The sequence below is a fragment of the Pedobacter frigoris genome, from assembly GCF_005116445.1.
Lineage (GTDB): Bacteria > Bacteroidota > Bacteroidia > Sphingobacteriales > Sphingobacteriaceae > Pedobacter > Pedobacter frigoris.
In genome coordinates this window covers 278241-290996 of record NZ_SWBQ01000003.1, presented here as the reverse complement: position 1 = coordinate 290996, position 12756 = coordinate 278241, and the positions used below count along the sequence as shown (strand labels likewise).

The window sequence follows — 12756 nt, the reverse complement described above, 5'->3', positions numbered from 1 at the left end:
TCAAACGGGATCCTGAAATAAATTCAGGATGACGAACGTACCTTTCAGACAGTTGCTTAAGGAAGATTGGAATAATTATCTCGCTACACCCCTTACAATTACAACCTGTCCACCTTCGCTGTTGTTGACTAAACGAGTAGTGCCGCCATCTGCGTTTTTATATTTATCGCTTGTCCAGCTATGCGGGTGAAGGTTGATTATAAAAGTATCAGGTATGCCGGTAAGGTCGGAGACGTCATGCATGGCGCCATATTCCCAGGAGCTTAACAATTGGCTGTTAGAAGGATTGTATTTTGTGTTAAATGCCGTTTCGGTCCTGCGGTGGTTCATTTGCAGCATAGGTTTGAGTGCTTTGCTGCCCATAGCGAACTGCCAGATGGTTCCATCATGATCATTGTTTTTATAGAATGAATCGCCATCTTCCTGTATGTACACATAGTTTTCAGTAACGCAAATGTTGTCTGGATTTACAATGCTCTTTCCCGGATTATCATTTCCATCTACAGCTACTTCTAATTTTCCTCTTAGTGGATTTGATGCGTCAAGGACCAATTTATATACACGGCCCCACATTGTTTTTCCACTTACCGGAGTTAGTTTGTCGGCCTGACTTACGCCTGTAGCTGTGAAATAAATCTCACGGCCATTTTCGGCACTTCCTTTTCTGTAGTCAATATCCTCTACACGTGCCAGCATCAATGCTTTTTTATCTATGGTCTGTTGCTGCAACTGTGCACCCGTACTGCTTTTTACGTTATCAAGTTCTACAAATTCTACGTCATAGCTCTGGCCTTTTGACATGTTGGTCTCAACAGGATCATTGTTTGTTCTCTTCAATGCATATAGTTTTCCATTGTTGAGGTCTCCTTGTGTGTTGGAAAGGTACATGGCAAGCTGCCCATCAGACTCGTCTTCTCCAATAATGATGACGGTTTTCCCAGGAAAGGAACCTTTTGGAAGCGGCACTGCATTTTCTGCACTCCATCTACCTAATGCTGCAAGCGTACGTTGTTTGTTTTTCTTATCGGCCGGAGCCAGAGGGTCAATGGCGTGGATCATAGATTCAGCGCCACTTTCACCGGCGGTAAGGAATACAGGCTTTGAGAAACCATGTTCTTCAGGAGTAGCCATTGTTGCAGAGCATAAACGGGTCATTCCTCCATCAGAATCAACGATGTATTCACCTTTGACAGGTTTGAAGTTTTTATCAAGATAAACTCTGGAAACTGACTGAAGTATTTCATGGTTGTTGATCATTACGAAACCTTCTCCCGAAGGGTTTTTGATGATACCCAAGCCGTCAGGTTGCGCGCCAAATATAAATGAAGGTGATTCGGGCAATACATCATCACTACTGATCAATGTCGTGATTTTTAATCCTTCAAAACCAGCAAGAGATTTCACTAGGGAAGGGTTTACAGAATAGTCCTGAAGTTGGGCAGGAGTGACAATGCCTGTTGAATTAGGTCTGTCTTTTCTGCATGCAGTTATTGCCACAGCAGAGGCGGCAAAAGCTGCAATAGCAAAAGTTAAAGTTTTTGTTCTAAATAGATTTTTAGTCATGATTTGTTTTTCGTTTGTCTGACGCAAACTTACCGTGCCAATGTTGCCTGAAATTTAAATGTGTGTTAAGTAAAAAAGGCAGTATCTATTTAGAATTAATCTATAGACGTGGGTTTTAATGTGGCAATTTATCTTTAATGATTCCGTAGATGTAGGTGCCGGCCAGGGCTCCGATAATTACAATTAGCATAGCTAAATAACCATATCCTACATTGACAAACATGGGACCTGGACAAGCTCCTGTTAAGGCCCAGCCTAATCCGAAGATGGTTCCGCCTATGATGTATCTGTAGAACGTCTTTTCCTTATGCTGAAAAGTAATCTGTTGTCCTTCGCTGGATTTTAATTTGAGCTTTTTAATCAGAAAAACGGCAATTATACCAAGGGTAACGGCCGTTCCAATGATTCCATACATATGAAAAGACTGGAAGCGAAACATTTCCTGAATTCTGAACCAGGAGATGGCTTCTGATTTAGTCATGATGATTCCAAAAAGAACGCCTGCCAGTATAAATTTAAGTGCTTTCATAAAGTTAAAATAAGTAAGGCATAATTAAAAAAGTCATGACCAGTCCGCCGATAAAGAAGCCAATTACTGCAATCAGGGAAGGAAGCTGCAAGTTAGATAACCCGGAAATTGCATGTCCGGAGGTACAGCCTCCTGCATATCTGGAGCCAAAGCCAACCAGGATTCCACCAAAGAGCAATATCAGTATCACTTTGGGTTCTTTCAGTGAAGCGACGGAGAACAATTCGTCAGGATTTATTCCGCCTTTGAATGAGATGCCTATTTTTTGCAGGTCGCTGATGGTAGCTGCGGATAATTTCAGGTCTTCGGGATCACTTAAGTAGTGCGAGGAAATGAAGCCACCAATAACAGCTCCTACAAGAAATAAAAGGTTCCAGCGCTGTGCTTTCCAGTCGAAGTTAAAGAATTTGACTTTCTTGCCAGCACCAGCAATGGTACATAAGGTTCTGAGGTTTGAAGAGAAGCCAAAAGACTTGCCCCAAAAGACTAATAACAACATGATGATTAAGATCATGAAGCCGGAGAAATACCAGGGCCAGGGTTGTTTGATCAGTTCAAGCATTTTCTGATTATTGAATGATCTGCAAAGGTAAGGGTAATATTCCCGTAAGTGGTAAATGGATTTATGCGTTTTTTATGAGGATAGATTCCAATACATTGGCTGCATCATCACATTTGTCTGTAGCCATCTCGAGGGTTTGTAATACATCTTTTTGTTTGATCAGTTCAATTGCATTCAGTTCGGTGCCAAATAACGCAGCTACAGCTGTATTACAGAGCTGATCTGCCTGGCTTTCTCCGTTGTTGATGCGCAGACAAACTTCAGCAATCAGTTTCGTGTTTTTAAAGCTGCGGAGCTCCGCAATGGCGCTGTTCAGGTCTATACACATTTCCAGAAGTAATTGGGCAAGGTCTGGCATTGCTTTGTTCAGCACTTTTATATTGTAGAGGCTGATATTCATTGCTGAGGCATAGATATAGTCGGCAACATCGTCGAGTGAGCTCACCAGTGCGTGTATGTCTTCACGATCAAACGGGGTAATAAAGCTTTTTTCCAGTCCGAGAAAAATGGCGTGGGTAATGTCGTCGCCGGCCTGTTCCAGTCTTTCAACTTCTAAGATGAATGCTTTTCTTGCTTCAGTATCACTGGTATTTACCGCTGCAACCAGGGCCTCAGCTATTTTTACCAGGTTGGCGCCAGCCTGTTCAAAAAGAGGTTGGAAGATTTTATCTTTCGGACTAAAGAAGTTGAAAACACTATTCATCGGTTTTTGATTTTAACAAAAATATAGATGCAATGTTAACGCAGCATAAAGTTTAGTGTCTGATAATGTTGTATTTATATCGTTGGTTTGAAAGTAGTGTGCTTGTCTGTGATTGGCAAGTGCAAATTACCTGCTTCGGGTCTGCTTTGCAAAAGGGTACCCATTTTCTGAAGGAATCTGCTATCAGTTATGAATCAGTCTACTGCCAGTCGAGTAGCAGGGGTTAACGAAATCTTAATATTCCTGATATGAGGTTATTATAGAAATAATTTTCCAAGCCAAACTCTTTGCTGAACTTGCAAAGGGTGATGAGCAAGCTTTTGAGGTCAAATTTAACGGACATGAAGACTTAATCTGGATTTGAGCTCAGTTATTTCTTTCTGCATGCGGTCTACTTTATCTAATAAATGTCTGATGGCATCTATTCCTTCAATATTTATCTCCAGGTCATAATGAAGATGTATATATCGCTCCATTTCTTTTAATTGTCCAACACTAATGTATTTTTCATTATCTACAAGCTCCAGTGTAATGATTCCCTGATCTTCAAGGGAGATGATAAATGAGGGTTCAATATTACAATTGACACAATATTCAGTGATGGTAATCAGTTGTGCTTCCATGATTCTTTGATTAACTCAGTTTCTGTAATTCCTTAAATAATTGCTCCTGTTCAGGATTTAAATTGGTTGGGATCTTTACTGTATAGGTAATGAAGAAATTGCCAAACTCTCCATCCTTCTTATAAACAGGAAAACCTTTGTTTTTCAATCTTACTTTTGTGCCATTTTGAGTTCCAGGAGTAATTTTAAGTTTTACCTTACTATCGAATATATTTACTGTGACTTCCCCACCTAAAACAGCTGTAAAAAGATCTATGTCGTGATTGGTGTACAGGTCATTATTTAGTCTTTTGAAGTTAGGATCATCCTTGATGTTAAAAGTAATGTAAAGATCTCCGGCGGGACCACCATTAGCTCCCGGACTTCCCTGCCCGCTTAATTTGATCACCTGTCCATCGGCTATTCCCGCAGGTATAGTGATGCGGATGTTCTTCCCGTTTACAGTAAGGGTTTGTTTATGAGTAGTGTAAGCATCTTGCAGACTTAGCGCCAATTCAGCCTGGTAATCCTGCCCCTTATATTTCCTGCTATTGTTTCCTGATGATCTGCCCGCTCCACCAAACATTGATTCAAAAAAATCAGAAAAGCCACTGCTTCCAAACCCTTCAAAATCATTGGCATTGAAACCGCCGGATGTGCCAGAGGAGCCCGTGTATGGGTTTCCACCATGCTGTCGCTGTCCCTGATTTTTTCTTGCTTCTGCATATTGGTCGGCATTTTTCCAATGCTCACCATATTCATCATATTTTTTGCGTTTTTCAGCATCGCTCAGTACTTCGTTTGCTTCATTGATTTGCTGAAACATCTTATTAGCCTCCTGATCATTTGGATTGAGGTCGGGGTGATACTTTCGGGCAAGCTTTCTGTATGCTTTTTTAATATCCTCCTGAGAGGCTTTTTTGTTTAAGCCCAGGGTTTTGTAATAATCTATAAATGCCATGCCTGCGGTTTTAAATTGTAGCAAATGAAACCATCAAATTTCTCAAACCGAGAGATGGAATGATAAATCCGACAACCTGATAACAATTGAAAATAAATTTACGCAGATCAAATACAAAAAAGATGACTACCTGTTATTTTTTTGCTTTTTTAATGTAGTTATCCAGGAAATGATCGATGCCGGTAGTAGCATAGCCTAGCAATCTCGAATTTTCGCCAAGTTCGGAAGATGCGATTGTTGTTTTATCTCTGATCTGAGTCATACAATAGGTATTGATGGCCTGTTGCATGGGGAGGGTGATGTATTGCTTTGCCTCGGCAATTTTTCCACTCAAAATGATGAGTTCGGGGTTAAATAGCTGGATCAGTACCGCTATTCCTTTGCCCATATAGGTTCCGATATTAGACAATAACTGGATGGCATATTGGTCTCCCTTATTTGCTGCTTTGATAATTACAGCAGGTTCAATTCTTTCCAGTTCTTCATTGGAGAGGTCGTTAAGCATTGAGTTTTTGCCAGATAAGATACCTTCTTTTGCCATTTCTGATAAGGCATTTCCCGAAGCAATCGTTTCCAGACAACCATGTTTGCCACAATAACACAATGCGCCATTTTCCACGAAAGGAATATGTCCCAGCTCTCCCGAAAAGCCACAAGCACCTTGTCTTAATTTGCCGTCCATTATAATGCCGAGCCCGACACCCCAATCCATTAACAATATCAAGGCATTTTGTTTGCCCTTTGCCATTCCATGTGTAAATTCTGCCATTGATGATCCGTTTACGTCATTTTGGATCACAACAGGTAGCTTTAACATGTTTTCGAATGCAGCGGTTAAAGAAATGTTCTCTACATCACTGAGGAAGTAACTGTAATTTTCGCCTTTTTTAGCATCAATCAAGCCGGGCATACCTACACTGCAGCCAATCAGCTGGTCGTTGGTTATATTTTGTGACTGAAGAATGTCCTGAAGATGGGTGTTTAAAATGTTAAAGAAGTCAGACCTGCTTTTTGAGATAGGCAGTGCAACTGTTTTTGGTTCAAATATAAAATTATAGTTGTTGTCTATAATGGCTATTTTAGTATGAAATAGTTCAATATCAATGCAGATGATCAGAATTTTTTTATCCTTCAATCCATATAGGTCAGGTTTTCTTCCACCCATTGACATTCCGTAGCCCTTCTTTTCTACCCAGTCTTCGTCTGTTAAGCCCGTGATGAGTTTCAAAATGCTAGGTGTACTCATATTCATGGTGTCACATAAGCTCGAAACAGAAGATGGGCCCATGTTAAAAAGATGTTTAATGAGCTGGTATTTCTGTAACGTTTGCTTACCACCTGAAGATTTTGTTATGTCATTTAATAGATGAAGATTCATAGCTTTAATTACTCTGTTTCGCTAATATATGTAACTTATATTAAAAAATTATAAAAGTTTTTTTAATACATAAATAAATAGGTGATGTTTTGTCTTTTTGATAATTTCTTGCTAATATTAACTATCCAAATATTGAATTTTATGTACGTATAATTAAGCGTTACCGGGTTAATTCTCCCGCAGAGTGTTAACTTTAAATATAAACCGTAATAGTAATCACCTTTATTATAAGTTTTTCTACAACACAAACAGACAAAATGAAACCTACAGAACCCCAACCAACTAATCCAAGAAGAGATTTTATTAAAAAGAGTGCCATAGGATTGGCTGCATTTACCATCGTGCCGAGATACGTTCTTGGCGGACAAGGATTTATTGCTCCCAGCGATAAATTGACCAAAGCTGTAATTGGCGTTGGTTCAATGGGACGCGGCCATTTTGAATATGAGGGTACCCAAGTTGTTGCAATCTGCGATGTGGATAAAAGACACATTGCACAGGCGCTTCCTTCATTAGATAAAGGAGTGAAGACCTTTAATGATTACCGCGAGCTGATAAAGCTGCCTGAGGTAGACATTGTACACATTGCCACGCCGCCGCATTGGCACGGGATTATGTCAGTAGATGCGGCAAATGCAGGTAAGGATGTTTGGTGTGAAAAGCCAATGACCCATACAATAGGTGAGGGTAAGCGCGTGATGGAGGCTGTGCAGCAGCATGGCAGAATGTTCAGGCTGAACACCTGGTTTAGATTTAAAGACACTTTTTATGGAATGGGTACTACGGTTAAGCCAATTAAGAAGCTGGTTGACAGTGGATTGTTGGGTTGGCCGTTAAAGGTTACAGTTGGTAAACATACCGGTTACGACTGGAAGTTTTACTGGGTGGGTAAAGAAAATCTTCCTGTGGAACCGGTTCCTGCAGAACTTGATTACGAAAGATGGTTGGGGCCTGCGCCGTTTAAGCCATATAGCAAGCATAGGGTGCATCAGACGTTCCGCGGGTACTGGGATTATGATGGTGGCGGACTGGCTGATATGGGTCAGCATTACATAGATCCAATACAATATTTCCTAGGTAAGGATAATGACAGCCCTGTTTCAGTAGAAATTGATGCCCCTCAGCAGCATAGCGATGCAGTAGGTACCTGGAGACGCATTACTTATACTTATGCAGATGGTTGTCAGATCATTTTGGACGGGGAAGGTAAGGATACCAATGTGCCTTATATAGAAGGACCAAAAGGAAAGCTCTATCCTGGTTTTAAATCAGATATCCCAGATTTGCAACGTAAGCTTGCCGCTTTCCCTGATCCGGAACCGCAGATCACGAGTTTTACAGAGTCGGTAAAAACAAGACAGAAATTTGCTCTAAATGAGGAAAATGGACACCGCTCATGTAATATTGTTAATATAGGACTGGTTGCACTAAGACTAGGACGTTCACTCCAATTTGATCCCGTGAAGCAGGAATTCATAGACGATGAAGGAGCGAACAAATTGATCAATCCGGTGATGCGTGCACCTTATACTATTTAATAAAAAACTTAAGAAGAATCAATTACCATATATATGATGAAGAGAATATTATTTGTGCTGCTTGCAATAGTAATGCTACATGACGTAGCATTTGCACAAAATACAGATCAGCGGACCGTGACTACACGCATAGCCGATCTTCTAGCACAATTGCCATCAGGCGATGCGAAACAATTGAAGAGCAATATGCAGGACATTTCCAACCTTGGCGTGGACGGTTATGTATCCTTGATCAGCGGATTGGGTCCTCAGGGCAAAGGGAATAATAATTTAATTGAATATGCCGTAAGCGGATTTTCCGGATATGCAAGTCAGCCAGGACAGGAGAGCCTGCGCAAAATGGCCGCAGATGCATATTGCAAAGTATTGCCGAAATTGAGTGATAAACAAAATAAATCGTTTATAATCAGTCAGTTTGAATTGGTAGGTGATGACGCCTCTGTAGCATGTATTTCTACCTTTCTGAAAGATGTGGACCTCGCTGACCCTGCGGCGAGATCATTGGTGAAAATCAATACACCTGCTTCCAAAGCTGCTTTGATAGCTGCTTTGTCTGGAGGTACTCCAGAGTCTGCACTGCGTTCTGTAGTAGAAGCTTTGGGGCATACAGGTTCTAAAGAGGCTGCAGTAGCCATTAAACAACTGATATCAGGTGTAAGCACTGCAGAACTTTCAAAGGTTGCGCTGTTTTCTCTGGCGCATTTAGCTGATCCTTCAGCAGAACCTATTTTGGCAAAGGCTGCAGAAGCTGCAGGGTATAAATATGAGCAAACCAATGCTGTAGCGGCCTACTTGTTGTTTGCCCAAAAGTCATTGGCTACCGATAAAACATTGACAGCTAAAATTGCTAAGCAGCTGTTGGATAATGCAAAAGACGACACACAGGTTGACATTCGCATTGCTGCGCTGAAGTTATTGGCTGAATCAGGAAATGGTCAGCAATACCTGCTTGCCGCTATGGACGACAGCAATTTTGAATATAAGGCTGCAGCATTAGGATTTGCACAACCTGGCATAACTGCTGAGAACAGTGAGCTGTGGGTAAAAAAAATAGCAAAGGCTGATGCTGCTACTCAAGTTGCCATCCTACATACACTTGGCGAAAGCAAGCCGCAAGCTGCTTTGCCTGCGATCATTAAACTATTGAAGCATAAAGATCCTGCGGTAAGACATGCTGCTATTGCCGCTGCCGCCAAAATAGGGCAGGAAGCAGCATTGCCAGATTTCCTTAAAGCCACCGGCAAAGCTGATGCTGCAGATTTGACTGCCTATTCGGAGGCAATATTGAGGATGAAAGGAGAGGGAATAACTTCTAAGATCGCTGCTTATATACCTAAAGCAAAACCAGACGTACAGGTAGCTCTTATCAATGTATTGGCTGCCCGTGCGGCCACTGCACAGTCGGCCACTATATTTAGTTTGCTGAACAACAAGAATGCGGAAGTTAGGGCAGCTGCCTTTACTGCGCTTGGCAAAACTGCAGGCAGTGATAACCTGTCTCAGCTTTATACCTTAATGAACGAAACTACAGATCCTGCCGAACTGATTAAAGTACAGGATGCTGTGATTGCAGCGCTAAACAGCGGACAAAAAACAGATCAGCAGGTAGATGCTGTCTTGACGCAAATGGCTGCTGCTCCTGAAGATAAAAAGATATTGTTTTACAAAATATTGGGTAGTCTGGGTGGCGCAAAATCGCTTGCTGCTGTTTCTGCGGCTTTCAATTCTCAGAACGAAGCCTCAAAGAAAGCTGCCCTGGATGCTTTGTCTGCATGGGCAGATGCAGGTTCAGCCGAGGAACTGATTAAAATAGCAAGACAAACCACTGACGCAGCTTACCTGGAACAGGCGCTACAAGGTTATCTTCGTCTGATCAGTGCTTCTTCTGCTACGGCAGAACAAAAATTATTGTTGCTTCGCAATGCGATGGATGTAGCTAAAACTACTGCGCAGAAACAACAAATTCTAAAACTGACAGAACAAGCTAAGAACTTTAATGCTATTGTTTTTGCAGGCAAGTACCTGGATGAACCAGCTTTGCAGCAAGCGGCAGCCAATGCAGTTATGAACATAACTATGGCTGGAAAATACAGTGGTACGCTTGTGAGAGACTTACTAAATAAAACCATTTTGGTAATAACAGGGCCGGATAGTGGCTACCAGAAAGAAGGAATGAAAAAATACATTTCTGAGATGGGGGCTGAAGAAGGTTTTATGAAGGTGTTTAACGGTACTGACCTTACCGGCTGGAAAGGTCTGGTAGGAGATCCGATCAAACGCTCGAAAATGGATGCTGCTACATTGACTGCTGCACAGCAAAAAGCGGATGCACAGGCCAAGGATAGCTGGAAAGTTGTAAATGGAGAACTTCAATTTCAAAGCCACGGCGACAACCTGGCTACCGTAAAGAAATATGGAGACTTTGAGATGCTGGTAGACTGGAAGATCATAGACGACAAAAAAGGCGAGGGAGATGCAGGTATTTATTTGCGCGGAACACCTCAGGTACAAATCTGGGACCTTGCGCGTACCAATGTAGGTGCGCAAGTAGGTTCAGGTGGTTTGTATAACAATAGAGCGAATCCGAGCAAGCCGCTGCTTGTAGCAGACAATAAACTGGACGAATGGAATACATTCAGGATATTAATGAAGGGTGACCGCGTTACGGTTTACCTCAATGGAAAACTGGTAACAGATAACGTAATCCTTGAAAACTACTGGGATAAAAACCTGCCAATTTTCGCAGAAGAGCAAATCGAACTACAGGCGCACGGATCACCTGTTGCGTACAGAGATATTTTCATCAGGGAAATCCCTCGTCCAAAGCCTTTTGAATTGAGCGCCCAGGAGAAAAAAGAAGGTTATAAGGTTCTTTTTGATGGAACTAATATGCACAGCTGGACTGGAAATACCACAGACTATGTGATTGAAAATGGAAACATTGCGATCAGACCTAAACCAGGAAAAGGTTCAGGTGGTAACCTGTTTACTAAAGATGAGTTTAGTGATTTTATCTTCCGCTTTGAATTTCAGTTGACGCCAGGTGCCAATAACGGCCTTGGAATCCGGGCACCTTTTGAGGGAGACGCAGCTTATGCAGGTATGGAGTTGCAGATACTGGACAATGATGCACCGATTTATAAAGATCTGCATGTTTACCAGTATCATGGTTCTATTTATGGTACTGCTCCTGCTAAGAGAGGGTTTCTGAAACCGGTAGGTGAATGGAATTATGAAGAAGTAATTGTCAAAGGACCTAAAATAAAAGTTATCCTGAATGGAACTGTTATTCTGGATGCAGATATTACTGAGGCTAGAAAGAATGGCGCCATAGATGGCAAGAAACATCCTGGATTGCTTAGAGATAGCGGACATATCGGCTTCCTGGGGCATGGTTCACCGGTACAATTCAGAAATATCAGGATTAAAGATTTAAGCAAGAAATAGACAGGGATAGGTTATGACTGAAGAAGTAAACAATTCAGCTCCAGATAATTCAAGAAGGAATTTCATTAAAACTACTGCACTTGCTGCAGCAGGATTTATGATCGTGCCTCGTCATGTTTTGGGGGGTAAGGGATTTTTGGCACCGAGCGATAGGCTGCAGGTTGCGGGTATTGGTGTAGGAGGTAAAGGCGAAAGTGATTTGACGGGTGTATTTAGTAGTGGTAAATCAGACATCGCATTCTTATGCGATGTGGATGACAGAAGGGCTGCCAATTCGGTAAAGCGGTTTCCGCAGGCAAAATATTACAAGGATTATCGTGAAATGCTGGATAAGGATGCTAAAAATATTGATGCTGTAGTGATATCTACTCCTGATCACAATCATGCGATGCAAGCCATGGCTGCTATGCAGTTGGGTAAGCATGTATACGTCCAGAAGCCATTGACACACGATATATATGAAGCAAGGGCATTGACCGAGGCTGCAAAGAAATATAAAGTAGTAACTCAAATGGGTAATCAGGGAGCTTCGGGAGAAGGAGTTCGGAAGCTGCAGGATTGGCTGGATGCGGGACTCATCGGAAAAGTACATACTGTTTATTGCTGGACAAACCGACCTGTATGGCCTCAGGGCATACAATGGCCTGCGACGGGAGGCAATATACCCCCTGAACTGGATTGGGATCTTTGGCTGGGTAGCGCACCTTATAAGCCTTATGTAGAGAAACTGGTTCCTTTTAACTGGAGAGGATGGTGGGACTATGGTACGGGAGCGATTGGAGATATGGGATGCCACCTGGTAGAACCTCCTTTCAGAATTCTTGGACTGGATACACCGGTTAGTGTGGAATGTAGTGTGGGAAGTGTATATGTGGATGAATTTAAAAGAGGGTATTTCCCGGAAAGTTGTCCGCCTTCCAGCCACGTGATCATGACTTTTGAAAAAACCAATAAAACCAAAGGCAATCTTCAGATGCACTGGATGGATGGGGGTATTAAGCCCGAGCGTCCAGAGGAGTTACTTCCAAATGAATCATTTGGCGACAATGGCACCTTATTTATTGGTACAAAAGGAAAGATGCTATGCGATACCTATGGTGCTAACCCAAGGTTGCTTCCGCTGACAAAAAATGCTTCTGACCGCACTAGGCCTAAAGCGAAGAGGGTACCTGGAGATGTCGAGGGGCATTATACACAATGGGCCGAGGCGGCTATTGCAGGTTACGGTAAAATAGAACTGAGTTCTCCGTTTGAAATAGCTGGCCCGCTTACTGAAACATTATTGATCGCTAATCTTGCTATTCGAGGAATAGATGTGCAGCGGCCAAATGCAAATGGAAAGGGAGTGAGCTATCCGGGAAGAGATATGAAATTACTTTGGGATAAGCAGAATCTGCGTGTAACCAATTTTGATGAAGTAAACCAATTTGTGAAACGCGAATACCGCCAGGGCTGGAGTCTCGGTGTTTAATC

Annotated in this window: 10 protein-coding genes; 3 read left to right on the top strand and 7 right to left on the bottom strand. The window is 42.1% G+C overall.

What is annotated here, in order from left to right:
* Positions 1-75 precede the first annotated feature (75 nt).
* From FA047_RS12000 to FA047_RS11970, 7 genes are all read right to left on the bottom strand, one after another.
* On the bottom strand, positions 76-1563 hold the full coding sequence (locus FA047_RS12000; RefSeq protein ID WP_136836310.1) for an alkaline phosphatase PhoX: 1488 nt from the start codon (positions 1561-1563) through the stop codon (positions 76-78).
* Between the two features lie 115 nt (positions 1564-1678).
* The gene (locus FA047_RS11995) at positions 1679-2092 is read right to left on the bottom strand and encodes a DUF6691 family protein (protein WP_136836309.1); all 414 of its coding nucleotides are present in this window, start codon (positions 2090-2092) and stop codon (positions 1679-1681) included.
* A gap of 4 nt (positions 2093-2096) precedes the next feature.
* A complete protein-coding gene (locus FA047_RS11990) occupies positions 2097-2654 on the bottom strand; it encodes a YeeE/YedE family protein (protein ID WP_136836308.1) in 558 nt (185 codons plus the stop codon).
* Positions 2655-2715: 61 nt separating this feature from the next.
* Positions 2716-3357 carry a DUF47 domain-containing protein gene (locus FA047_RS11985; protein ID WP_136836307.1) on the bottom strand — a complete coding sequence of 214 codons (642 nt, stop codon included), beginning with the start codon at positions 3355-3357 and terminating at the stop codon, positions 2716-2718.
* 332 nt (positions 3358-3689) lie between these two features.
* Entirely contained in the window at positions 3690-3980 is a 291-nt protein-coding gene (locus FA047_RS11980; protein WP_136836306.1) for a chaperone modulator CbpM, read from the bottom strand.
* 10 nt (positions 3981-3990) lie between these two features.
* Complete coding sequence (locus FA047_RS11975) at positions 3991-4920, bottom strand: DnaJ C-terminal domain-containing protein (protein WP_136836305.1); 930 nt, start codon at positions 4918-4920, stop codon at positions 3991-3993.
* Positions 4921-5053: 133 nt separating this feature from the next.
* On the bottom strand, positions 5054-6298 hold the full coding sequence (locus tag FA047_RS11970; protein WP_136836304.1) for an ROK family protein: 1245 nt from the start codon (positions 6296-6298) through the stop codon (positions 5054-5056).
* A gap of 257 nt (positions 6299-6555) precedes the next feature.
* On the opposite strand from FA047_RS11970, the gene FA047_RS11965 reads away from it, so the two are divergent.
* From FA047_RS11965 to FA047_RS11955, 3 genes are read left to right on the top strand one after another with little or no spacing between them, the layout of a single operon-like run.
* Positions 6556-7836, top strand: a complete 1281-nt coding sequence (locus FA047_RS11965) for a Gfo/Idh/MocA family oxidoreductase (protein ID WP_136836303.1) — start codon at positions 6556-6558, stop codon at positions 7834-7836.
* 33 nt (positions 7837-7869) lie between these two features.
* Entirely contained in the window at positions 7870-11283 is a 3414-nt protein-coding gene (locus FA047_RS11960) for a family 16 glycoside hydrolase (RefSeq protein ID WP_205943302.1), read from the top strand.
* A 13-nt stretch (positions 11284-11296) separates the two neighbouring features.
* Positions 11297-12754: a Gfo/Idh/MocA family protein gene (locus tag FA047_RS11955; RefSeq protein ID WP_136836302.1), complete on the top strand. Its 1458-nt coding sequence runs from the start codon at positions 11297-11299 to the stop codon at positions 12752-12754.
* Positions 12755-12756 lie beyond the last annotated feature (2 nt).

Excerpts from the sequence above, each read along its gene's own strand:
- FA047_RS11960 (WP_205943302.1), top strand. The coding sequence starts at position 7,870 with ATGATGAAGAGAATATTATTTGTGCTGCTTGCAATAGTAATGCTACAT.
- FA047_RS11970 (WP_136836304.1), bottom strand. The coding sequence starts at position 6,298 with ATGAATCTTCATCTATTAAATGACATAACAAAATCTTCAGGTGGTAAG.
- FA047_RS11965 (WP_136836303.1), top strand. The coding sequence starts at position 6,556 with ATGAAACCTACAGAACCCCAACCAACTAATCCAAGAAGAGATTTTATT.
- FA047_RS12000 (WP_136836310.1), bottom strand. The coding sequence starts at position 1,563 with ATGACTAAAAATCTATTTAGAACAAAAACTTTAACTTTTGCTATTGCA.
- FA047_RS11985 (WP_136836307.1), bottom strand. The coding sequence starts at position 3,357 with ATGAATAGTGTTTTCAACTTCTTTAGTCCGAAAGATAAAATCTTCCAA.
- FA047_RS11955 (WP_136836302.1), top strand. The coding sequence starts at position 11,297 with ATGACTGAAGAAGTAAACAATTCAGCTCCAGATAATTCAAGAAGGAAT.
- FA047_RS11995 (WP_136836309.1), bottom strand. The coding sequence starts at position 2,092 with ATGAAAGCACTTAAATTTATACTGGCAGGCGTTCTTTTTGGAATCATC.
- FA047_RS11990 (WP_136836308.1), bottom strand. The coding sequence starts at position 2,654 with ATGCTTGAACTGATCAAACAACCCTGGCCCTGGTATTTCTCCGGCTTC.
- FA047_RS11980 (WP_136836306.1), bottom strand. The coding sequence starts at position 3,980 with ATGGAAGCACAACTGATTACCATCACTGAATATTGTGTCAATTGTAAT.
- FA047_RS11975 (WP_136836305.1), bottom strand. The coding sequence starts at position 4,920 with ATGGCATTTATAGATTATTACAAAACCCTGGGCTTAAACAAAAAAGCC.